General features: G+C 28.6%; 22 protein-coding genes. 21 read left to right on the top strand and 1 reads right to left on the bottom strand.

Annotation, left to right across the window (positions count from 1 at the left end; genetic code table 11):
- The first annotated feature begins 9 nt into the window (after window positions 1-9).
- From speB to H0I28_RS05590, 4 genes are all read left to right on the top strand, one after another.
- On the top strand, window positions 10-957 hold the full coding sequence (gene speB / locus H0I28_RS05605; protein WP_218760895.1) for an agmatinase: 948 nt from the start codon (window positions 10-12) through the stop codon (window positions 955-957).
- Window positions 958-966: 9 nt separating this feature from the next.
- Window positions 967-2,499 (top strand): bifunctional GNAT family N-acetyltransferase/carbon-nitrogen hydrolase family protein, encoded by a 1,533-nt coding sequence (locus H0I28_RS05600; RefSeq protein ID WP_218760893.1) that lies wholly within the window; start codon window positions 967-969, stop codon window positions 2,497-2,499.
- A 9-nt stretch (window positions 2,500-2,508) separates the two neighbouring features.
- Entirely contained in the window at window positions 2,509-3,477 is a 969-nt protein-coding gene (locus H0I28_RS05595; RefSeq protein ID WP_068452414.1) for a deoxyhypusine synthase family protein, read from the top strand.
- Between the two features lie 67 nt (window positions 3,478-3,544).
- Window positions 3,545-3,823, top strand: a complete 279-nt coding sequence (locus tag H0I28_RS05590) for a hypothetical protein (RefSeq protein ID WP_218753356.1) — start codon at window positions 3,545-3,547, stop codon at window positions 3,821-3,823.
- 66 nt (window positions 3,824-3,889) lie between these two features.
- On the opposite strand, the gene H0I28_RS05585 is transcribed toward H0I28_RS05590, so the two are convergent.
- On the bottom strand, window positions 3,890-4,594 hold the full coding sequence (locus H0I28_RS05585; RefSeq protein ID WP_218730569.1) for a hypothetical protein: 705 nt from the start codon (window positions 4,592-4,594) through the stop codon (window positions 3,890-3,892).
- An 803-nt stretch (window positions 4,595-5,397) separates the two neighbouring features.
- Between H0I28_RS05585 and H0I28_RS05580 the strand changes: the two genes are divergently transcribed.
- The 17 genes from H0I28_RS05580 to H0I28_RS05500 all read left to right on the top strand — a co-directional run bounded on the left by H0I28_RS05580 (window position 5,398) and on the right by H0I28_RS05500 (window position 24,630).
- On the top strand, window positions 5,398-5,925 hold the full coding sequence (locus tag H0I28_RS05580) for a UpxY family transcription antiterminator (RefSeq protein ID WP_218760891.1): 528 nt from the start codon (window positions 5,398-5,400) through the stop codon (window positions 5,923-5,925).
- 449 nt (window positions 5,926-6,374) lie between these two features.
- Window positions 6,375-7,826, top strand: coding sequence for a lipopolysaccharide biosynthesis protein (locus H0I28_RS05575; RefSeq protein WP_218760889.1), 1,452 nt, complete (start codon window positions 6,375-6,377; stop codon window positions 7,824-7,826).
- The gene (locus tag H0I28_RS05570; RefSeq protein WP_218730566.1) at window positions 7,819-8,385 is read left to right on the top strand and encodes a serine O-acetyltransferase; all 567 of its coding nucleotides are present in this window, start codon (window positions 7,819-7,821) and stop codon (window positions 8,383-8,385) included. The genes H0I28_RS05575 and H0I28_RS05570 overlap by 8 nt, the downstream gene beginning before the upstream one ends.
- Window positions 8,375-9,688, top strand: coding sequence for a glycosyltransferase family 4 protein (locus H0I28_RS05565; RefSeq protein WP_218760888.1), 1,314 nt, complete (start codon window positions 8,375-8,377; stop codon window positions 9,686-9,688). Before H0I28_RS05570 ends, H0I28_RS05565 begins: the two co-directional genes overlap by 11 nt.
- 84 nt (window positions 9,689-9,772) lie before the next feature.
- Window positions 9,773-10,912 carry a glycosyltransferase family 1 protein gene (locus tag H0I28_RS05560; protein ID WP_218760886.1) on the top strand — a complete coding sequence of 380 codons (1,140 nt, stop codon included), beginning with the start codon at window positions 9,773-9,775 and terminating at the stop codon, window positions 10,910-10,912.
- Window positions 10,913-10,916: 4 nt separating this feature from the next.
- Window positions 10,917-12,050 carry a glycosyltransferase family 4 protein gene (locus tag H0I28_RS05555; RefSeq protein WP_218760884.1) on the top strand — a complete coding sequence of 378 codons (1,134 nt, stop codon included), beginning with the start codon at window positions 10,917-10,919 and terminating at the stop codon, window positions 12,048-12,050.
- Window positions 12,051-12,163: 113 nt separating this feature from the next.
- Window positions 12,164-13,456 (top strand): O-antigen ligase, encoded by a 1,293-nt coding sequence (locus H0I28_RS05550; protein WP_218760882.1) that lies wholly within the window; start codon window positions 12,164-12,166, stop codon window positions 13,454-13,456.
- A gap of 7 nt (window positions 13,457-13,463) precedes the next feature.
- Window positions 13,464-14,393 (top strand): glycosyltransferase family 2 protein, encoded by a 930-nt coding sequence (locus H0I28_RS05545; RefSeq protein WP_218760880.1) that lies wholly within the window; start codon window positions 13,464-13,466, stop codon window positions 14,391-14,393.
- Between the two features lie 6 nt (window positions 14,394-14,399).
- The gene (locus H0I28_RS05540; protein WP_218760878.1) at window positions 14,400-15,503 is read left to right on the top strand and encodes a glycosyltransferase; all 1,104 of its coding nucleotides are present in this window, start codon (window positions 14,400-14,402) and stop codon (window positions 15,501-15,503) included.
- A 192-nt stretch (window positions 15,504-15,695) separates the two neighbouring features.
- Window positions 15,696-16,979 carry an MBOAT family protein gene (locus tag H0I28_RS05535; protein ID WP_254712841.1) on the top strand — a complete coding sequence of 428 codons (1,284 nt, stop codon included), beginning with the start codon at window positions 15,696-15,698 and terminating at the stop codon, window positions 16,977-16,979.
- A 3-nt stretch (window positions 16,980-16,982) separates the two neighbouring features.
- Entirely contained in the window at window positions 16,983-17,894 is a 912-nt protein-coding gene (locus H0I28_RS05530) for a hypothetical protein (RefSeq protein WP_218760875.1), read from the top strand.
- A gap of 83 nt (window positions 17,895-17,977) precedes the next feature.
- On the top strand, window positions 17,978-18,496 hold the full coding sequence (locus tag H0I28_RS05525) for a serine O-acetyltransferase (RefSeq protein WP_218730557.1): 519 nt from the start codon (window positions 17,978-17,980) through the stop codon (window positions 18,494-18,496).
- Window positions 18,496-19,590, top strand: a complete 1,095-nt coding sequence (locus H0I28_RS05520; protein ID WP_218760873.1) for a glycosyltransferase family 4 protein — start codon at window positions 18,496-18,498, stop codon at window positions 19,588-19,590. Before H0I28_RS05525 ends, H0I28_RS05520 begins: the two co-directional genes overlap by 1 nt.
- Window positions 19,591-19,604: 14 nt before the next feature.
- Entirely contained in the window at window positions 19,605-20,327 is a 723-nt protein-coding gene (locus H0I28_RS05515) for a WecB/TagA/CpsF family glycosyltransferase (RefSeq protein ID WP_218730555.1), read from the top strand.
- A gap of 12 nt (window positions 20,328-20,339) precedes the next feature.
- A complete protein-coding gene (locus tag H0I28_RS05510) occupies window positions 20,340-21,461 on the top strand; it encodes an MraY family glycosyltransferase (RefSeq protein WP_218760871.1) in 1,122 nt (373 codons plus the stop codon).
- A 47-nt stretch (window positions 21,462-21,508) separates the two neighbouring features.
- The gene (locus H0I28_RS05505; protein WP_218760869.1) at window positions 21,509-22,264 is read left to right on the top strand and encodes a polysaccharide biosynthesis/export family protein; all 756 of its coding nucleotides are present in this window, start codon (window positions 21,509-21,511) and stop codon (window positions 22,262-22,264) included.
- A gap of 14 nt (window positions 22,265-22,278) precedes the next feature.
- On the top strand, window positions 22,279-24,630 hold the full coding sequence (locus tag H0I28_RS05500) for a polysaccharide biosynthesis tyrosine autokinase (protein ID WP_218760867.1): 2,352 nt from the start codon (window positions 22,279-22,281) through the stop codon (window positions 24,628-24,630).
- Window positions 24,631-24,793 lie beyond the last annotated feature (163 nt).

The following is a 24,793-nucleotide window of genomic DNA, read 5'->3' as shown; positions in this document are numbered from 1 at the left end:
AGAAAAAAAATGAACAAAAATAAAACATATGCAGGAATTCCAGAAGAATTTGGAAACCTTTCAACATCAAAGATCGTAATTATTCCTATCCCTTATGATGGAACAAGTACTTGGCAAAAAGGAGCAGACAATGGACCACAAGCTTTTTTAGAAGCATCAGAAAATATGGAATTGTATGACATAGAAACAGATTCTGAGGTTTATAAAGAAGGTGTTTATTTGGCAGATGCTATTACAGAAAATACTTCACCAGAAGCAATGGTAGATGCTGTACATCAAGTTACAAAAAAGTACATTAACAGAAATAAATTTGTGACTGCTTTTGGTGGAGAGCACTCTGTGTCTATAGGAACTATAAGAGCTTTTAATGAGTGTTTTAGTAGTTTAACTGTTTTACATATTGATGCACATGCAGATTTAAGAAAAGAATATGATGGTTCTAAATGCAACCATGCTTGTGCGGTTTATGAAGCTAACCAAAATACAAATTTGGTACAGGTTGGTATTAGAAGCATGGATATTTCTGAAAAAAGAGAAATGAATTTAGACAAAGTTTTCTTTGCACATGATATGGCTGTAAATGAAGATTGGGTAGAAGATGTAATTGATCAATTAACAGAAAATGTTTTTATTACGTTTGATTTAGACGCGTTAGATCCTTCGATTATGCCATCTACGGGAACTCCAGAACCAGGCGGATTGTTTTATTATGAAACATTAGAATTCTTAAAACAAGTTTTTAAACAAAAGAATGTTGTTGGTTTTGATATGGTAGAATTGTGCCCTAATGAAAGTGAAAAATCTTCAGACTTTTTAGCAGCAAAATTATTTTACAAAATGTTAAGCTACAAATTTGCTTCTAATGATGATAGTTATGATATTGGTGATGATGCTGCTGATGTAAATCCATTTAGTAAATTGTCTAAGTTTAAAGGTGATGATAACGACGATTTTTAGTTCTATAAAATGATTAAAAACATCGAGAACATTGAGCTTCATTATTTAACGTTAACTGATTATAAACAGTTAAAAGAAGCAATGATTCAGGCATATTCAAGTATGCCAGGTTCTTATTGGAGAGAAAATCAAATTAAATCGTTGATTGATAAATTTCCAGAAGGACAAGTTATTATTAAAGTAAATGGTGAGTTAGCAGGTTGTGCATTGTCTATTAAATTAGATTATGATAGTTTCGACGATCAGCATACGTATGAAGATATTACGGGGAATTATACCTTTGATACACATGATGAAAATGGAGATGTTTTATACGGAATTGATGTTTTTATTAAAAAAGAATACAGAGGTTTACGTTTAGGTAGAAGGTTGTATGACTATCGAAAAGAACTTGCCGAAAAACAAAATTTAAGAGGAATTGCGTTTGGAGGTAGAATTCCGAATTATCATAAATATGTAGCAACATTATCACCAAAAGAGTATATAGAAAGTGTAAAACGTAAAGAAATTCACGATCCGGTTTTAAACTTTCAAATTTCGAATGATTTTCATCCTTCAAAAATTTTAAAAGGATATTTAGAAGGTGATGAAAATTCGGGTGAGTTTGCAGTTTTATTAGAATGGGATAATATTTATTTCGAGAAAAAGTCTAAAAAAGCAGCTACAAAGAAAAAAGTAGTGCGTTTAGGATTGATTCAGTGGCAAATGCGTTTGTATAAAGACTTGGAAGAATTAATGCAACAAGCAGAGTATTTTGTAGATGCAGTTTCTGCATACAGGTCGGACTTTGCATTGTTTCCAGAGTTTTTTAACGCTCCTTTAATGGCAGATAATAATCATTTACCAGAATCTGAAGCAATTAGAGAATTGGCAAAATATACGCCACAAATTGTTCAGAAATTTTCTGAGTTGGCAATTACGTATAACATTAATATTATTACTGGTAGTATGCCAGAAATTAAAGATGAATTGTTGTACAATGCAGGCTACATCTGTAAAAGAGATGGATCTACAGAACGTTATGAAAAATTGCATGTTACACCAGATGAAGCAAAAGTTTGGGGAATGCAAGGAGGAAATGAGTTAAAAACGTTTGATACGGATTGTGGTAAAATTGGCGTATTAATTTGTTATGATTCTGAGTTTCCAGAATTAAGTAGACTTTTAGCAGAAGAAGGAATGGATATTTTGTTTGTCCCGTTTTTAACGGATACGCAAAATGGATATTCTAGAGTACGTCATTGTGCACAAGCTAGAGCTATAGAAAACGAGTGTTACGTAGCCATTGCAGGTAGTGTTGGTAATTTACCAAAAGTAAATAATATGGATATTCAATACGCACAATCTATGGTATTTACACCTTGCGACTTTTCTTTTCCTGCAAACGGGATAAAGGCAGAAGCAACTACAAATACTGAAATGATTTTAATTGCAGATGTAGATTTAGATTTACTAAAGGATTTAAACCAGTTTGGTAGCGTACGAAATTTAAAAGATAGAAGAACAGATATATTTGAAGTAAGAAAACTTCCAAAAAAATAAAAAAACAAAATGAGCAAACCTATTACAAATTTTATAGAAAAATACTTTTTACACTTTAACGCTGCAGCTTTAGTAGATGCTGCAAAAGGGTACGAAGCACAATTAAACAAAGGATCTAAAATGTTAGTTTCTTTAGCAGGAGCAATGAGTACTGCCGAATTAGGGAAGATCTTTGCAGAAATGATTCGTAAAGATAAAGTACAAATTGTTTCTTGTACAGGTGCAAACTTAGAAGAAGATGTTATGAATCTTGTTGCACATTCTCATTACAAACGTGTGCCTAATTATAGAGATTTAACGCCACAAGACGAGTGGGATTTACTTGAAAAAGGATTAAACAGAGTTACAGATACTTGCATACCAGAAGAAGAAGCTTTTAGAAGAATTCAAGAACATATTGTAAAAATATGGAAAGATGCAGAAGCTAAAGGTGAGCGTTACTTACCACATGAATACATGTACAAATTATTACTATCTGGTGTTTTAGAGCAATATTACGAGATAGATATTAAAGATTCTTGGATGTATGCTGCTGCAGAAAAAAACTTGCCAATTATTTGTCCGGGTTGGGAAGATTCTACCATGGGTAATATTTTTGCTTCTTACGTGTTAAAAGGAGAATTAAAAGCAAGCACTGTAAAATCAGGAATTGAGTACATGACGTTCCTTGCAGATTGGTATACAAATAATTCGGAAAACGGAATTGGTTTCTTCCAAATAGGAGGTGGGATTGCAGGAGATTTTCCTATTTGTGTGGTGCCAATGTTGTACCAAGACATGGAAAAACCAGAAACACCATTTTGGAGTTATTTCTGTCAAATTTCAGATTCTACAACAAGTTATGGTTCATATTCTGGAGCAGTACCAAATGAAAAAATTACTTGGGGTAAATTAGATATTGATACGCCAAAGTTTATTATAGAAAGTGATGCAACGATTGTGGCACCATTAATTTTTGCTTATTTATTAGAAATGTAGCGTCGCAGATGCTTTTATTATAAAAGCAGAATTGCTAATTTTTAACTTATAATTAAAAAATATAAAAATGAAAAGAGTAATCGTAGAATACGCAAAATTGACTACTGATATATTAGATATGTTGGTAGAAAAGTATCCTGACGGATATGACTATGAAGACATTATTTCCTTTAAAAATGCAAAAGGAGAAACTGTAAAAGCAGTAGAAGTGAAGACAGAAGAAACTATTTATCTTGTAAAAATCAGTTCTAAGCTAGAACAGACTATGGAGGATTATGCAGAAGATGAAGATTCTTTTGATGAGGATGGAGATATAGATGTTGATGATATAGAGGGGGAAATATAGGTAAAAACAAAAATAGCTTGGAAATTTTTCCAAGCTATTTTTTTATCAAGAATAATTATTCTCTTATTAATTCATTGCAGGGTCAGACCTTTTAACACCAGCATTTGTATGTACATTACCAACTTCTGTAATTACTACACCTTCCGGACCCGCCATTTGCCAATGCGCAGATTCAACTTCTTCTAATTTAGCAAAATCACCTTCATTTGCTTCAATAATATGATTTGCTGTTACTTTTCCATCCCAGTGAAACTGAGGAACTATAACTTGAGGGAAATCGGCTCTATTGTCAACACCAACACCAGCTACATAACTTTTTCCGTGTCTTACAACCCAACCTTCCATTTTTGCAGGGTTCCCATCAGCAGCAAAGTGCATGTGCTCTCCTAACATTTGACCTGGAAGTAAAAAGATGTCCATAAGCATGTATTTATCTACTTCATTGTTTACAAACATTATAGAAGCTAAACCTAATTCGGCATATTTTCCTTTCTTATAATCGGTAAGCCAAATTCTTTCACGTAAACCTTCGAAAACAGGGTAATCGTGATAAGCTAACATTTCCATTAATGCATCTTTTGCTTTTTCTTCTAAGAATTTTCCATCAGCGTCATAAAACTGTTCATTGGTGAATGTTAATTCTTTTTTAGCAATTTGCTTTAGTTCTGTAGTTTCATTTTCTTCCGTATTTGCTTTTTTCTCTACTTTGTCTGCACAACTTGTAAATAAAATTGAAATTAATAAAGCGATTAATAATGATTGTTTTTTCATGAATTTGGTTTTTAATTTAATACATAAAATTTATGTACAGTTTTTTCAAATTTAAGATTTTTGCTAATTATTCTATATTAAGAAAAGCACTTTAACATAAATTATAGAAAGTAATATTTTTTTATAAATTATAAAAGAGTGTTTTACCCTAAATTATAAAGGTTAATACTTATTTTTTTATAAATTGAAAGTGGATAAATTATCTTGAATAGTAATTATCTTCTTTTTTTATATAATAAGTAGACATGTAGATTTAATTCATTTTTTTATAAAATATCTGTTTTTTGATGTCGTTATTCCTAAAAATGTAAAATTATTCTTATAAAATTACTTAAAACTTAATATCTGGTTTTATTATTTATGAGGAAGAATAGAGCTTAATAAAAAAACAGATTTTTTTTGTCAATTAAATTTGTTCAAGAATCAAAATGGTATAAATTAGCAGTGTATAAATATAAATAATTAATCTACTGTTTATCAAATCCATTTTATATTGGTATCAATAAACAATAGTAAATTTCTCCCTAAATTATTTATTATATATCATTTTTATTTTTCTAAGTACTAGCATCGTCGTCATTTTTTTTAGTTTTAAATTTCTATAATTTACTACTCAGAATGTGATTTTCGATGGCGAAGCCGTAAAATAGATGCAAATACCTTCCCCTAATTTTTACTGTTGAATATACTCCTTTATCAAGAAGTTTTTCACGTACACAAATTTCCCCTTAAAATATTAATAACCATTACTGTTGTAGTTAATATAAACACATATTAATTGGAGATAAGAAAAACGTTACAGTATGAATACAATCAGAAAAAGAAAAGAAGAATTACAATGGTTTGCCGTTTATACAAGACCTAAGGCCGAACAAAAAGTAAAGGAAAGACTCTCTGTTGCTGGCTTTGATACTTTTTTGCCAATGCAAACTGTAGTTAAACAATGGAGTGATCGTAAAAAGAAAACACAAGTTCCTTTTATTAATTCTTATGTCTTTGTAAAGTCAACCCAGAAAAATTTAGCTCAAATTTATCCAACAGCAGGGGTACTAACTATTTTAAAATATTTAGGAAATTATGCTGTAGTTAAAAATTATGAAATTGAAAATTTAAGAATTTTATCTACAAATAGTTATTCACTAACCACAGTGTATAAAAGACCAACAGGTTTCGCGAAAGGAACAAAAATAACAGTTTCTGAAGGAGCCTTTAAAGGTTTGTATGGTAGTTATTTATCTAATTCAGGGAAAGACAAAGTGATTATTGAAATGGAAGCCTTAGGGAGTTACGTTGAAGTAACATTACCTATAAATAGTCTGCAAAAAGTATGATGCTTTTTAATTTAAAAGACTGTTTCAAAATAAAATATATTTATTAATTAATAAAAACAGATAGCTATGAGCGTAATTAAAAAAGTTTTAAGAGTTGCATTAGTAGCAACAGTAGGTATGGTATTAACTGCTGTTGTGAATTTTATAATGTTTCCATAAAAATCAACTGTTTTATTGAATGGAATTCTAGATTTTTTTAACTGATACTGATTATTTCAGATAGTAACGATACAGCGTTAAAAGAACTTAAGCCAATAGGCATTTGTAAAAAAAGGATTTTAATGGGGTATTAGTAAGTTTCGTTGTCTACAATTATTTATATGTTAGAAAGTAAAGGAGTTTTTTTTAATAATCTAGTTTTAAGAGAGTGTAATTCTATTAATAATATTGAGGTAGAGTCTTCAATACAGTGAAGAAGTTAATATTCTGAAAATAGGATATAAAGTTAAATGACAAGTTTAAAGAAAAAAAGTTTAACAGGTCTTGTTTGGGACTTTGTAGGAAAATTAGGATTGCAGGGAGTTGGCTTTTTTGTATCCATAATTTTAGCTAGAATTTTATTACCTGAAGATTTTGGTTTATTGGCCATAATTACCGTTTTTATAAATTTAGCAAATGTCTTTTTAGATTTTGGTTTTAGTACAGCTTTAGTTCAGCGTACTAATGTAACTAATGAACATTACGCTTCTGTTTTTTTTATGAATGTAATTATGGGAGTCTTTTTAGGAGGGCTTGTTTTTTTTACAGCTCCATTGGTTGCCAATTTTTATGAGAAAGAGGTGTTAACAAATCTTATTAGAGTTATGTCTTTTAGTTTTGTTATAAATTCATTTGGTAATGTAACCAGAGCGTATTTAAGAAGGATCATGAATTTTAAGATCATATCTGTATCCAATATTATATCTGCTTTTATTAGTGGTTTTATAGCTGTATATATGGCATATAATGGTTATGGAGTATGGAGTTTGGTTGTACAAATATTGATTTCAGAAATACTTAACAATATTTTAATTTTTGTACTAAGTAAGTTTCGCTTTAAACTAGTTTTTAGTCTAAACGCAGTAAAAGAATTATGGGGATTTGGATCGAAAATTTTTTTAACAGGAGTTTTAGATACTATATTTATAAATTTAGATTCGTTAATAATTGGAAAAATATTAAATCCAGCCACTTTAGGATATTACTATAGGTCAAAATCTTTAGAAAATTTTTCATTTAGATATACAGCTTCTACATTATCAAATATTTTATTACCTAGTTTAAGTACTATTAATAACGAACCAATTGTATATAAAAATACAGTTTTAAAACTTTTTAAGATAATTTCATTTGTGTCTTTTCTTGCTTGTGGAGTATTTTTAGTTGGAGCACATGAAATTATATTATTGTTGTTTTCTGATAAATGGGAACCTTCAGTACGTATATTTCAAATAATTATATTTGGTGCTTTTGCACCACAAATTTTTAATTTATTTTATAATATATTATTAAGTAAAGGGTTGTCTGGGTTGTATTTAAAGATTAATGTTTTTAGTAAGATATTGTTTTTTGCAAATTTTATTTTTTTGTTTTATGGGAATTTAAATAGCTATTTAATAGGCTTCGTTTGTGCTCAGATTATTGTTTTTTTTACAGGTTTAATAGTGATTTCAGAAAAATTAAACTTTAAAAATGAATTGTATTACATCTCAATTAAAAATATGGTAATCTACCTAGTTTCAATATTAATTATTTTTGGATTGAAACAATATGTTTATTTACAAATCTTACATATAGACCTTTTAATCTCTTCAATTACTTTTTTAATTGTGTTTTTGACTTTCTATTTTGTGTTCATGAAAAAGGATTTAATTTTAATGGTCAAAGAAATTAAAGAAGTGTTAAATATAAAAAATGGTTAAAAATAAAAACATCTTAAAGCTCTATCTTCAGGAAGATGCTAAAGCTAATGATATAATTTCTTTAACTAATTACGAATTGTTTTTAACAATTTTTACACCTAATTTATTATGGTTATTTCTTAAATATTTAAGACATTATGAATATTATTTGAATGCAAATAAAAAAGACATAGCATCTAGATTAAAGCGAAAATATTATCTAGTTAAATATAAAAAGTTAGGCTATAAATTAGGTTTTTCTATACCACCAAATGTTTTTGGGCCAGGTCTTAGAATACCACATTATGGAACAATCGTTGTTCATCCTTTTGCAAAAGTAGGAGCTAATTGTGTATTACAAGCTGGTGTTAATATAGGAATTAATAATAATGGAGTTCCAATTATTGGGAGTAATGTTTACATAGGTCCTGGTGCTAAATTAATGGGTAATATAAAAATTGGTAATGATGTTGCTATTGGAGCAAATACAGTTGTTACAAAATCTTTTCCTGAATCTAATATAACTATTGTGGGTATTCCTGCAAAAATAATAAAGTATACAAAGGCAGATGAACGATGAAAAACCTTTAAAGATTTTAATAATATCATCAGCTAATTTTTTCTCTAATTACGGAGGAGGTCAGGTTTATGTAAAAAACATTGTAAACCAAATGATTGCGCAAGATATAGATGTTAGTATTGCAACACCAGTAATTTCTGGGTCAAAGTTATCTCACTATAAAGAAAAACCTGTTTATACTTTTACGAATAAAATGTTAGAGGGAGATTTATTAGAATTAAGAAATTTTATAAAAGAGATTAAACCAACAATAGTGCATCTTCATGGTTTTAAGGCTCCTTTTTCTTTGGCCTGTAAATCATTAGGTATACCATGTGTTGTTACGGCGCATCATGGTGGTTTAGTTTGTCCGGCAGGAGCATTGTTAAATTCTAAAGATAAAATTTGTACGGTTGCAGCATCAGGTACCAACTGTTTACCTTGTGTATTAAGGAATGTAAAGGGAGGTACATTTACTTTAGCACTACAAAAGTTTATTCCATTTAAATTACGGTTAGCAATTGGTAAAGTATTTAATAAAATTCCTTTTATTTATTATGTTACACCCATTGTTACTACTACCGTTTCTATAGAGAATAAAAAAATGGAATGGGAAAATATTTATAATAATGCAAGTTTATTAATAGCTCCATCAACAGCTATTAAAAAAGCAATGTTACGGAATGGAGCTCCGGAAAATAAAATAAAAGTTATTACTCATGGAATACCTTCTATAAATGTAAATAAAATTACTGAGGTAAAGAAAGACATAGAAGTATCAAAAGAAAAGAAACCCGTAAAGTTTTTTTATATAGGAAGAATTTGCAGAGAGAAAGGTGTACATGTTATGTTGGAAGCCTTTAATAATTTAACCTTACCTGCAGAAATTCATGTTATAGGAGGTACAGGTAATCATTTGGAAGAAAAGTATTTAAAATATTTGAAAAAAAAATACAAAAACGAAAACATCATTTGGCATGGTAAAGTACTTCCAGGTGAAGTAAATGAAAAAATAAAAATGTTTGATGTTATGATACATCCTGCTTTCTTTTTAGAAGTATTTGGACTTACCATCTCTGAATCTTTACTAATGGGTAAACCTGTAATAGCAACAAAATGTGGTGGAGCAGAAATGCAAATTATTCACAATAAAAATGGTTTATTAATAGCTCCTAATAATGTTAATGCTTTAAAGAAAGCAATAATAGAGATAATAGAATCGCCAGATTTATTACTTAAGTTAAAACAAAAAACCACTTTAAAAGTAAACTTAATAGATAATCATGTACAAGATTTAATGAAAGTTTATAGAGGTTTTGTATAGACAACTTAAGAGAGCATTTATTTCATCGACTTCTAAAATTAGATTATTTCTTAAGTATCAATTGTCCAGGGTTTATAGGTAATTATGAAAAAAATATTATTTGACATTAATTCTGTTGTTCCTTATTTATTAACGGGTAAAACTACAGGAGTTGGCAGAACTACTTTAGAGTTAATTGATTCGTTTTCTAAATTAGAAGAAAATTTACCTTTTGAGATTACTTTGTATTCTCAAAACATGAAAGGCATTGGAGCAAAAGATTTTATTGATGATTTTAAAACAAAGCATTTATACCTGCCGCATCGAGAAGTTATCAATAAAATAATTGAAAAATTACCAATAAAAGAAAGCTTTACAAAATACGACTTAATGCACGTTCCTCATAATTATGCTCGGATTTATAAACCCGAAAAAGCCATTATAACTTTACATGATGCCTTATTTATGAAAATACAAGAAAAAGCTTTTAATCATAATCAAATGGTAAAAGATGTACCGCCTTTAATGCAGCAGTGTAAAGGGATTATAACTTGTTCTGAAGCCTCTAAAAAAGATATTGTTGAAACGATGCAAATAGATCCCTCTAAAATTGATGTAGTTTATTGGGGAGTAAAACACGAGGTGTTTTATAAATTATTAAAAGATGATTTACTAAAAAAAGGAATTGAAAAGGTAGTTGGAATTGATTCTCCATACTTTTTAAGCGTATCGTGTAATGCAGAACGTAAAAATACACACAAGTTAGTTGAAGCATATATACAGTTATCTGAACAGTCTCCTATGAATGATTTAGTACTTATTTGGGGAAATCCACCTTTGTATGTTTTAGAAATGATAGAGAGATCTAAATGCAAAGAAAGAATTCATTTTATATCGAACATTACAGATAGCGAATTATCTATCATGTACAATGGAGCAACAGCGTTGGTGTTTCCATCTTCTTATGAAGGTTTTGGATTGCCTATTTTAGAAGCCATGGCTTGTGGTTGCCCTGTTATAGCATGTAGTAATAGTTCTCTAAAAGAAGTGGGGGCGAATGCTGCTTTATATCTAAAATCTTCAGAACCAGAGGATATTTGTTATGCGCTCGAACAATTTGAAAATAAGTCTTTTGACATAGATGAATTAAAAAAGAAAGGATTGGTACAAGCTTCCAAATTTATTTGGAGAGATACAGCTTTAAAATATATTACTATTTATAATAAATATTTAGCCATTAATTAATAGAATGAAAATTGTATATATTATTAATTCTTTAGAAAATTCTGGCGGTATGGAACGCGTTTTAACTTCTAAGGTTAATTGGCTTGCATCTCAAGGAAAATTTGAGGTAATTATTATTTCTAGAACTGATAATAAAAACGGTTGTTTTTTTGATCTTGATAAAAATATAACTGTAGAAAATTTAAATTTAAAACAGTCTAACAGTAATATTTTAAATCTAATTTTTAAAACGGATAGAAAAAAGTTTAAAAAGGAGTTATCTAAAAAATTATTCAAATTAAAACCTGATATCACTATTAGTATGTTTGGAGATGAATATCAGTTTTTACATACGATTAAGGATGGTAGTAAAAAAATTATCGAATTTCATTTCTCTAAAAACTATTTGAGTCACTTAATGTCGAATATATCTAATCTATCATTTAGAAGGCTTAGAAAGTTATATGCTTCGTATCTACAGTACAAGCAGCAAAGGGTAGTTTTAAAGTATGATAAGTTTGTGTTGTTAACAGAAAAAGATCAATTACTGTGGAATAATCCTGTAAATAGTTCTGTAATTTCAAATCCTTTATCTTTTAATTCTATAGAGAAATCGAATGGTAAACAAAAAGAAATTATAGCCATTGGTAGGTTTATAGCGCAAAAAGGATTTGACTTATTAATTAAAGGTTTTAGTTTAATTGCAAAAAATAATCCCGATTGGAAAGTAACGATTTATGGTGAAGGTCAAGATCAAGATTATTTATTAGAGCTTATAAAAAGTTATAATTTACAAGATATAATTTTATTAAAACCACCAACAAAAAAGATTAAAGAAGCATTATTAAATAGTTCTATACTAGCTTTTCCGTCAAGATATGAAGGCTTTGGGTTGGTGTTAACAGAAGCAATGGAATGTGGGGTCCCTTGTGTAGCTTTTAATTGTGAATGTGGTCCTTCAGAAATTATAACTGATGAGAAAGACGGTTATTTAATAGCGGATTTTAACGTAGAAATTTTTTCAAAATCTTTAGAAAAATTAATGATAAATAAGGAATTAAGGTTGTTAATGGGAGAAAAAGCATCGCAGAATGTGAAACGTTTTCATATAGATGAAATTATGAGAAAGTGGACTAAATTATTTAATGATACAATATGAATATTCTAATAAAAATATACATTAATTATATAAAGAAATTACAACTTTATATAAAACGATTAGAAAATGTTGTTTTTAATCAGAAAAGAATGTTTTTATATCTTCAAAAATAAATGGCTATAGGATTAAGTTTATTAGCTTTTTTAATTGTAATCATTTATGGTTTTGAATATGCCTTTTTAGGTAAAACCTATTTGGTAAGTACTACTTGGAATAAGAAAGTTAAATTTAAAGTAAACACGCAACAACGTTTTATTTTATTCTTATTAGCGACAGCAATTGTACAGGCAGGGAATTTTTCTGCATTGTTGTTATTAATTTGGATGGTATTTTTATTAGGGTTATTATTTAAGTATGGCATTCAAATGTTTTCATCACCAATGCTTAAAATTTACGCCTTGTATTTGTGTTGGCTTCTTTTTTCGTTGGTTTTAACAACTGAAAAAGGATATGGTATTCGTGTCTTTTTTAAATTTTTATTTCCTTTTTTAGTCATATTGGTTGTTACTTCTATAAAAATTACGGATGTATTTTTTATAAAAGCGTTAAAAATAAGTTTTTTAGCAGGTGTTTTTATAAATGGATGTATTGTATTGATGAAAATTATTCCCATCTATTCTATTTATAACCCTATTTTATGGTGGCCTCCTGCAGTAATAGATGTAAATCCATTTTTTATAGGTACTGGAATATTATTGTACAAGTTTTCAAAAAAGAAATATGTATTATTTGCCATACTTCTTTTTATTAGTATTCCAATAGTAGAGAGTGTTAGAACAGGTTTAATAGGTATTGGTGTCTTTTTTTTAGCGGTGTCCTTTTTTAAGTATAAGTTAAAAGCACTTCCTGTATTTATATTGATAATTGCCAGTTTTGTAGCGTCTGTTTTATTTGTGCCTACAGTAAGAGATAAAATGTTTAGGACTTCTTTTAATAGTGCAGAAGAAGTTCTTAATATGAGTGGTAAAATATCACCAGACACTATTGATAGTAATGGTCGTTTTGCAATGTGGGAATGGAGTTTAAAAGTTTTCTATAAAGGAAATGAATTAATGGGTGCGGGTTTAGGGCAAATGCAAGCTCGTTTTTATTCTGGAAATCATCCTTTTGGAGTAATAAGAATAGCTCATAACGATTACCTTCAAATACTTTGTGATACCGGCCAAATAGGATTCGTTTTATACTTACTCATAATAATAAGTTTTGTTTGGCAAGCATTTCGAATTTATAACAATAAAAAAAATAATGTTTCTGCAAGATATGCTGCATTTATTGCAGGTACTTCTCTGTGTGGTATTATGGCAACAGCGTTTACAGACAATGTTGTAAACTATTCTTTAATTACCTTAAGCTATCCTTATATATTTTTTGGTTTTGCTTTGGTAATGAAATCTAAAAGAAAGTAATTTTATCATGAAAATAAGTGTTGTTATTCCGCTTTACAATAAGAAAGATAGTATTGTTAATACTATTAAAACAGTCTTAAACCAAACTGTTTTACCAGATGAAATAGTTATTGTTAATGATGGTTCTACAGATGGTTCAGATAAAATTGTATCTAAATTAGAGCATCCATTAATAAGATTAATATATCAAAATAATTCTGGTGTTTCGGTTGCTCGTAATACAGGAGTTGATAAAGCTAAATATGAATGGATTGCCTTTTTAGACGCAGATGATATATGGAATATAAATTACCTGAAAGAAATTAAAGCACTGTCAAAAAAGTACCCAAATAGCAATGTATTGGCAACTGCTTATTTAATGGAAGATTATAAAGGAAAACAGACACCTATAAAATTAAATAAAATTCCATTTAAAGGAGATACAGGAATCTTAATTAATTATTTTGAAGTAGCTTCCTGTTCTCATCCGCCACTTTGGTCTTCTGCTATTGTAATCAAAAAGGAAGCGTTACTAGAAATTAATGGTTTTCCATTGGGTATTAAATCTGGAGAGGATTTATTAACATGGGCTAAATTGGCAATTAAAAATCAGATTGCTTATAATTTAAATGCATTGGCTGTTTTTGTGCAAGATAGTGCACATACCTATGACAATAAACCGAATAGAATACCAGAAAAAATAGATATAGTAGGTCAGGAATTATATGATTTATATAAAAAAAATAAGGATGTAACTTGTTTAAAAGAATACATTTCTTCTTGGAAAAAAATGAGAGCTTCCATTTATTTAAGATTAGGCTTAAGATATAAATCAATTAAAGAATCTTTAGAAGCGATATATTATAACCCTTCAAATAAAGTAGTTTACGCTTACTTATTTCTAACAATAGTTCCGAGTTCAGTTTTAAACAAGATTTTAAAGAAGAATCAAAAATAAAATTAAATGAAAGCATTAATTTTTCATCCTGCCTTAGCACCTTACAGAGTCGATTTTTTTAATTCTTTAAATGAGTATTATTTAGCTTCATTTTATTTTAGTTTAAAAAATGTTAGCGATCAAAAATTTAATCAAGAGAACTTAAAATCTCTTTGTAATTTTAAATGTAACTATGTTTCTAATGGCTTCGAAGTTTTTGGAAGATCAATAAGAACCGGTGTTTTTTCAATTATTAAAAAAGAAAATCCAGATATTATTTTTTGTGCAGAATATAGTCAAATTACATTATTGGCATTTTTGTATTGTAAAATTTGGAATCCTAAAATTAAAATATACACTCTAAGTGATGATAGTATAAAAAATTCTGAAGACAGAAAAGGCTTGAGGTTGTTTTTTAGAAATTTTATTTCAAAGAATATTAATGGAGTTGTGTTTACGAGTAAAGAGGTTTCTAATTGGTATAAAAACAATGTTAGCATTACTAATAATACACTTGATTTTCCTGTTATTCATTCAGAAAAATCACTTGTAAAAAAATATTCAAATGCTATAAATCAAGCCAACACAAATATTGTCAAATATGATTTAAAAGATAAAAAAATATTGCTTTATGTTGGACGATTAGTAGCTGTTAAAAATTTATTTTTTCTAATAAAATGTTTTTCCAATGTTAAAGGAAGTGATAAAAAACTGGTAATTGTTGGAGAAGGAGTTTTGAAAGAAAAATTAATTGAGTTTACACAGAAATTAGGCATTTTAGAGGACGTTTTATTTATAGGTAGAAAAGAAGGTGTAGAATTATACAATTGGTATCTTTTTTCTCAATTATTTGTTTTACCAAGTACCTATGAGCCTTTTGGAGCAGTTGTTAATGAAGCTTTAGTTGGTGGTTGTCGTGTTTTATGTTCAAGTGTTGCAGGTGCATCATCATTGATAAATGAGAATAATGGGGTGTTATTTAATCCTAATAGCGAAAATGATTTATCAACGAAGTTACAACAAGCCTTTGAAGAAGCGAAACCATTAGGGACTAGTATTACTGAATTAAGAGATAGCGCAATGCTATTTACTTTTGATCAAAAAATGCAAGACTTATTAAAAAACATATAATAATCTCTATAGTTATATCAAAAAATATAAACCTATAAATAAATTATGCTATTTAATTCTTGGCAGTATGTATTCTTTTTTTTCGTTGTTTTAGTTATTTACTTTTCTCTAATACATAAATGGCGCATACATTTTCTATTAATTGCGTCCTATATTTTTTACTCGGTATGGAGTTGGAAATTTGCGTTGCTAATGTTTGGAGTAAGTGTTTTAAATTTTTTTTGTGGAAAAAAAATATTTTATGCTGCTACTAAAAAGGCAAAAAGGAAATGGTTTGCAATTGCACTGATGTTTTCATTGTTGCCCTTATTTTATTTTAAATATGCCAATTTTTTTATTGATTCATTTTCTAATTTGGCCAATTTTTTTGATGTCCATGCTAATAAATATACTTTAAATGTTATACTACCAGTCGGAATTTCATTTTTTACTTTTCAGGCATTAAGTTACTCTATAGATATTTATAGAAATAGGGTAGGTGTAGAAACTAGCTTAGTTAGATTTACAACCTATGTTGCTTTTTTTCCTCAATTAGTTGCAGGACCTATAGAGCGTTCCACTAATTTACTACAGCAATTTTATGAGGAACATGAATTTGATATTAAAAGATTTGTAGAAGGAGCAAAATTGTTTATTTGGGGTTTATTTAAAAAAATAGTAATTGCAGATAGATTATCTGTCTATTCAGATTCGGTTTTTAACAATCCAGAAGCACATTCGAGTCCAACATTAATAGTAGCAACTGTATTTTTTACTTTTCAGATTTATTGTGATTTCAGTGGGTATTCAGATATGGCTATTGGTAGTGCAAGAATGTTAGGATTTCGTTTAATGCAGAATTTTAATTTACCTTATTTATCGAATTCTATAGGAGAGTTTTGGAAACGTTGGCACATTTCTTTATCAACTTGGTTTAGTGATTACGTATATATTCCTTTAGGAGGAAACCGTGTTTCAATTAGTCGTTGGGCATTTAATATTTCGGTAGTGTTTTTACTTAGTGGGCTTTGGCATGGAGCCAATTGGACATTTGTTATATGGGGAGCGTTGCATGCCTTTTATTATTTTATTGAATTTATTGGTAAAAAAATGCTGGTATTAATAGGAGCTAACGATGTAATGAAAAGAGGATACTATAAATTTATTAAAATTATTATTGTATTTATTTTGGTCTGTTTTGCTTGGATATTTTTTAGAGCAAATTCTGTTTCTGATGCTTTCTTGATTATTACAAAAATAATTAGTTTTTCAGGGCAATTATGGACAGGTGGATCCTCTGTAACAACAGTACTTTCTGTATTGTTAATCTTATTTTTAATAGGAGTGCAAATTTTGCAATTCAAAAATAAGGTATCCATTTACTTTTCAAAAACTCAATTGCCAAGTTTTGTTGAGTGGCTGTCTTATGCCTTTTTGTTAATTACAATTGCTTTATTTGGAATGTCTTCGAATGCTTTTATTTATTTTCAATTTTAAATTATGATTAAAAAGGAGATTAGCAACAAGCTTTTTAAGGACTACGTAAAAAAAGGATTACTATTTCTGTTATTGCTTATTGTTTTAGATAACGGAGTTAATTATTTTCTATTAAATGGGTTATATAAATATTATGGTTTATATACGGATAATGAAATTGCGCTTGTTGGTCACTCTCATTTAATGTTAGGTATTGATAAGGTAAAGATGGAGAAAGAACTTAATGTAAAAGTTTCTAAATATACAAGAGAAGGAGTAAACATTGTTGAAAGAGATTTAATGATAGATCAATTGTTAAAAAGTAATCAACAATTAGAATTAGTAGTATACGCTGTAGATGCTTGGATGTTTACAGGAGAGGGATTAAGTGAAAACTCTTACAAACAGTTTTATCCTTTTATGGGGGAAAAGACAATTAATGATTATGTTTTTGAAAACGCAACATTTGGAGATTTCTGGCAGCATCAAATTATAAAATCATCTAGATATAACGAAGGTCTAGTTAGTGGTAGTTTTAGAGGCTATTTAAAAAGTTGGGACAATTTAAAAGTCGGAATTCTAGATACAGTTGCTTTGAATTCTGATATTAAAAAAGGTGATTTTAGAAAGATTGTTTCTACAAAAGAGAATAGAAAAATATTTGAGAATACATTAAAAAAGATCACTCAAAAAAACATGAAAATCATATTGTTGTACGTTCCAACCTCCTCAATATATAACAACGCTGAAGTTGGAAAATTTAATTCTGAAATAACTTATTTCAAAAACATTGAATCTAAGTTTAGTAATATAAAGTTTTTAGATTATAACGAGTTATATAGTGCTAATGCAGATTTGTTTTATGACAGAATACACTTAAATCCTGAAGGGCAAAAGCTAGTTACTGCTAGCTTTATTGAATATTTAAAAAAATAGTACGCTTCCAATTAATACAATAGTATTTCTTGTAGGTAAAATAAGAAGTACAAATTTAGTTCTATGACATTATTGATAAAAGTATGTTGATTTCTCAAATAATACAAGCAGGAAAACAGAATTCTAATTTTAAAGGAAAAATTGTAGTCTGCAATTATGTCTTTATGCGATATTTTAGAATTAGAATGAATAACATTTTTACTAAAATCTTATTCTCTCCTGTTATTATTTTATACAAGTTTATAACGGATTTTTTATTGAAGTGTGAAATTCCAGCATCAACGGTTATTGGAGAAGGTTTAGTAATTCATCATGTTACTGGTTTGGTTTTAAACAACAAGGTTGTAATAGGAAAAAATGTAACTCTAAAACATAATACTACCATCGGAAATAAAGAATCTTTAAAAGGAGAAGATTTAGGTTCTCCTATAATTGGAGATAACGTATTAGTTGGACCTCATTGTATAATTATTGGTCCTATTACTATTGGTAATAATGCTGTTATTGGTGCGGGATCTGTGGTTGTAAAAGACGTACTTCCTTTTACTGTAGTAGCCGGTAATCCTGCAAAAGTAATTAGTGTTTTAAAAGAAGATATTTAATGACTAAAAAAATACTATTCCTTTTGCATTTACCACCTCCGGTACATGGTTCTTCTATGGTGGGGCAATTTATAAAGGAAAGCGATTTAATTAATAGAAATTTTGAAACCAATTATATCGATTTAGGAACATCAAAAACGATTGATGAAATAGGTAAAAATCCATTAGGAAAAATTTTAAGGTATTTGTCTATTGTTTTTCAGACGTTTAAGCAACTGTTAGTTAACAAGCCCGATTTAATCTATTTAGCTATGACGGCTAAGGGATTCGGTTTTTATAAAGATGCTGTTATTGTGTTTTTGGTAAAGTGTTTCCGAGTTCCATTAGTACTACATTTTCATAACAAAGGGGTACATACGAGACAAGAAAAAAGATTTGATAATTTTTTATATCAAAAGGTATTCAAAAACACAAAAGTGATCCTACTTTCTAAGCACTTATATTTTGATATTAAGACATATGTTGATGAAAACGATGTATACTATTGCCCAAATGGAATACCTCCTATAAATAAAGACTCGGTTACTAAACGGCTAAAAAATGAAACACCTAAATTATTATTTCTATCAAATTTAATAGCGTCTAAAGGTGTTATTGTTCTTTTAAAAGCACTACAAATTCTAAATAAAAAAGGAGTTGACTTTACATGTAATTTTGTTGGAGGAGAAGGAGATGTTACAAAAGAAATATTTACAGAAAAGTTAAAAGAATTGCAATTGATAAATAACGTTTTTTATTTAGGTAAAAAGTATAATAGTGATAAAACAGCAATATTTAATTCTTCAGACATATTTGTATTGCCAACGTTTTATCATAATGAATGTTTTCCATTAGTCTTATTAGAAGCCTCTCAGTTTGGTTTACCTATGGTTACAACTTTTGAAGGTGCAATACCTGAAATTGTAAAGGATGGTGTAAATGGTTTTTTAGTAGAGCAGCAAAATGTAGTTGACTTAGCAAATAAGTTAGAGATATTAATTAATGATTTCCCTCTTAGAAATCGCTTAGGAATAGCTGCTAAAGAGAAATATGAAGAATCTTATACGTTGAAAATTTTTGAAAAAAATATGTTTAATATTTTAAATTCTATCTAAAATAAAACCAAGAGATGATTAAATTAAAAGATGTTATAGAAAAGGTTTATTCTAACGATTTAAGTGAATTGTCACTTTTTAAAACAAAAAAAATAATTAATACAATAAACCCTCATTCTTATTGTGAGGCTAAAAAAGATCAATTTTTTAGTCAAGCTTTAAATGAAAGTAATGTATTGCTACCAGATGGAACCGGAATTGTTTTAGCAACCAAAGTACTTAATGGAAAAGTGATAAAAAAAATTGCAGGTGCAGATATACATCAATTTTTGTTAGAAGAAGCAGCATTAAAAAAACTAAATGTTTTTTATTTAGGAGCTTCTGATAATACCTTAAGTTTAATAAATACAAGAATAAAAAAAGAGTTTCCATCTATCACTGTAAATAGTTATTCTCCACCGTATAAACCGGAATTTTCTAAAGAGGATAATGTTAAAATGATAGCCGCAGTTAATAAATGCAAACCAGATATTTTATTTGTTGGTATGACGGCTCCTAAGCAAGAAAAATGGGTACATACAAACAGTGTCTTTTTAGATGTTAAAGTGATTACTTGTATTGGTGCTGTGTTTGATTTTTATGCAGGTACCGTAAAGAGATCTAGTCCTTTTTGGATTAAATTAGGATTAGAATGGTTCCCTAGATTATTAAGAGAACCTAAACGTTTATGGAAACGGAATTTTGTGTCTACACCCCTTTTTTTATGGGATTTGCTAAAAGCAAAAAATTATAAATAAAACCTACTAAAAATGCTACAACAACTTTTGTCTAACTTAACGGTGGTAAGCATACTAACTGTTATCAGTTCACTTTTATTAGTTTATTATATAATACCTAAAATTAGTTGGGTAATAATAAGGCGTAATTTAAATGAAAAACCCAATGAGCGTAGTTCTCATAAAGGAGCAACGCCTACAATGGCTGGAGTTGCCTTTTTTATAACTTTAATTTTAATGTTATTTTTTATTCAACATTTCGATACAGAAAATATTGGTTTAAATTTAATAGCAAGTACTACACTCATATTTATGGTAGGAGTTAAAGATGATTTAGTCGTTTCTTCTCCAAAAGCAAAGCTATTTATGGAAGCATTGGCTGTATTGTTTTTGTTTTTTCATAATGCTTTAGAAGGAAATAATTTGTATGGTTTTTTGGGGATTTATGAAATACCATTATGGCTAGTATATATTGCTAGTACTTTATTGGTCTTAACAATTATAAATGCCTATAATTTAATAGATGGTATAGATGGTTTGGCGTCTATTATTGCAATTATAATCTTTAGTGTATTTAGCCTAATATTTTATGCTATTAGTTTGTTTTTCTATTACTTAATCTGTTTAAGTTTTATTGGGATGTTATTAGCCTATTTATTTTTTAATTTTTCTATCAAGAAAAAAATATTTATGGGAGATACAGGCTCTTTACTAATAGGATTTTGTATTGCTTTTTTGTCTTTAAGATTTATGGCGATAGATATTAGCATGTATAGTCATTTTACATTTAAACCAGAAAATGGCTTTTTTGTTTTAATGGCTATTTTATGTATTCCTTTGTTCGATTTGTTAAGAGTAATTGGAGTTCGTTTACTGCAAAAGAAAAGTCCGTTTTATCCAGATAGAAACCATTCTCACCATGTTTTAATAGATTTTGGTATGTCTCATTTTAAGGCAACTATGTTATTAGGTCTTGTTAATTACCTATTTGTAATCTTTATCATAAAATTAGGAACTTACTTAAATAGTTTTCAAATGTTAGGTGTGTTTGTTCTGGCTTTCGGATTGTTTTTATTGCTTTTTTATAGACTAAAAAGTAGTATTAATACAGAACGCTTAAAAATTAAAGATGAGAAAATAGAAAGTATAATATAATAACTGTAAAAAAGAATTTTATCAATAATTAAATATCTATAAAAAAAATGAAGTATCTATATGTAACATCTGTATTGCTTTTATTTTTAGTCACATCATGTGTTTCTAAAAAAAAGATTGTGTATTTCGGAGATAAAAAAAAGGTGATAGTAAATAGTAGATTGCAAAAGTATGAACCTACTATTCAAAAAGATGATTTATTAAATATAAATGTATCTGCAGCAAATGCAGAAGCCGTTTTACCTTTTAACCTTTATGAAACTCCAATTTTAGATAATTCAATTGGAAGTGCAAAACCATTACCCTATTTAGTAAATGCTAGTGGCGAAATTAAGTTTCCGGTATTAGGTGTTTTAAAAGTAACAGGTATGACAACTAACGAATTAAGTAAGTTTTTACATACAAAATTGGCAGAATATATATCTAATCCTATTATAAATATTAGTACCATCAATTTTAAAGTAACTGTTTTGGGTGAGGTTAATAAGCCTGGTACATATCAAATTCAAAATCAACGAATCACCATTGTAGAGGCTTTAGGTTTAGCTGGAGATTTAACAATTAATGGAAATAGAGATATTACATTAATAAGAGAGCGAGATGGAGAACGTGTTTTTATACCTATAGATATTACCAATAAAGCCTTATTTAATTCCCCATATTACTACTTGTCACAAAACGATCTTATTTATGTGGAACCCAATAAAAGTAAGATTAACTCTTCTGGTATAGGGGCAAATACGAGTGTTATATTTACTTCGATAGCCACGTTTATATCAATTATTGCCATTTTAATACAATAACTATTTTTTAAATTATGCAACAAGAGAACCCTTTAAATTATATTTTTCAGGAAGAAGAACCTATAAATATAAGAGAACAGTTAGAAAAATATTTATTTCATTGGAAATGGTTTGTTTTTACTACAATAGTAGCAATAGGAATAGCATATGCGTATTCTTATTATACACCAAGCCAATATAGAGTAGCAACAACAATTTTAATTGATGATGACAGTAATGGTGGTTTATCTAGTGAGCTTTCTGCCTTTGAAGATTTAGGTTTAATAGGAGGAGGAAAAAAATCGATAGACAATGAAATAGGAGTTTTAAAATCGTATACGCTTATGGAGCGTGTTGTAAAGGAATTAGGAGTCTATACAACATTTTACAAAGAAGATAGAGGGCGTATTACAGAATTGTATGATACAGAAGTACCTTTTAAAATAACTTTTTTTTCTAAAGAAAAAGTATATAATTTAAATACTACATTTAAAATTCATGTACTATCTGCATCTCAATTTGAGCTTATTTCAGAAGATGAAAGTGTTAAGAAACATGTCTTTGGCGAGAGTGTAAGTACCGTCTTTGGTAAGATAACGATAACACCTACAAAGACAGAAATTAAGAATATTAATGAAACCATAACGGTTAGAATATCTGCATTAAAAAATGTTGTTGAAGGTTTAAGAGGAGCGCTGCAAGTAGGTTTAATGTTTGAAAAATCTAGCTTATTAGAACTTAGTTTAATATCTCAAAATAAAGAAAAATCAATAGCAATTTTAGATGGATTGGTAAGACAGTATAATGAAGATGCTGTTGCTGGTAAAAATTTAATAGGTAACAATACTCGTACTTTTATTGATGAGAGGTTGGCTGTTATAGAAAAAGACTTATCTGCTGTGGATAAAGGAGTAGAAGATTTTAAATCTAATAACAGGTTAACTGGTATTCCTGCGGAAGCGGCCATAGTACTAGAAAATAATGCAGAGTTAGAAAAGAAAATTGTAGATTTAAATACGCAGATTAGGTTAACTGATTATGTAATGTCTTATATCACTGAAAATAAAGAAAATTTAATACCTGCTAATTTAGGTTTAAATGATGGTAATTTAGACGGCAACAGTATTCAGTACAATGAGCTAATTTTAGAACGTAATAGAATTTTAAAAGGATCTAGTCTTAAAAATCCAGTAATTGTTAATTTAAACTCTCAAATTGCTCAGTTACGAGGTAGTATTTATCAAAGTTTGGTAAATTTAAAATCATCTTTAACTATTTCTTTAATTGATGCCAAAAAAGCAGAAAGTAAAGTAGGCTATAGAATGTCTTCTGTACCTAAACAAGATAGAGAGTTTAGGGATATTGAAAGACAACAACAGATAATAGAAACATTATACCTGTACTTATTACAAAAGAGAGAAGAAAATGCAATTTCACTAGCAGTAACAGTACCTAATGCAAAAGTAATTGATACCGCAAGAGGTAGTGATAGCCCAATAAATGCTAAAGGTAAAGTGGTATATTTGATTGCTATTTCATTAGGTTTAGCAATACCATTTGCAATTATTTATGTGTTATTTTTATTAGATAATAAAGTACACAACACCAAAGAAGTAGAATCTGTTGTAAAAGCACCTTTAATGGGAGAAATTCCAAAAACAAAGGATACTAGTAAAGTCATTCAGAAAGATGATAGAAGTGGTTTGTCTGAATCTTTTAGAATGATTCGAACAAATTTAGATTTTATGCTTTCTGGAGCCGGAATTAAAGATGTAGGAAAAACTATTTTTATAACTTCTACATTACCGAGTGAAGGTAAAACTTTTATTTCTGTAAATTTATCTGCGGTATTGGCATTATCAAACAAAAAGGTATTATTAATTGGTGCGGATATTAGAAAACCTCGTTTAGAAGAATATCTAGGTATAAAATTAGGAAAAGGAATCACCCATTATTTAACAGATAATTCGTTAAAAGTTCCTGATGTAATTGAACATGTAGATGCACTTAATATTGATGTGTTGCACTCTGGTGTAATAGCACCAAACCCTTCGGAATTATTAAGTAACGGACGTTTTGAAGATCTTTTAGCGTATGGAAAAGAACATTACGATTTTGTAATTGTTGATACAGCTCCGGTAAAATTAGTAACAGATACTATGTTACTAGGTAGAAGTGCCGATTTGTTTATTTATACAATTAGAGCCAATTATTTAGACAAACGTTTGTTAGAAATACCTGCAAAGTTATACAAAGACAAACGTTTACCTAATATGACCGTTTTATTGAATGATGTAGATGTAGAAGCAGAGTATGGTTACGGTTATAGCTATGGCTACGGTTATGGAGAAGCTGAGGTTAAGAAGTCTTGGTGGAAAAGAGGATAAAAGAACTATTTGAAAAATATAATTCATTTATTAGAGGATTAGCCAATATTAAATTGGTTGTCTAGAATTGAATATTTTGTGGTTTAAAATAAAAAATAGCTTGGAGGTTTTCCAGGCTATTTTTGTGATAATTATTACAGAATAAAAAAAAAGCTTTAAAATG

It is taken from the genome of Polaribacter sp. AHE13PA (assembly GCF_019278505.1).
In the GTDB taxonomy this organism is placed as follows: domain Bacteria; phylum Bacteroidota; class Bacteroidia; order Flavobacteriales; family Flavobacteriaceae; genus Polaribacter.
Note: the sequence above shows the minus strand (reverse complement) of the source record. Positions and strands in the feature narration are given on the sequence as shown.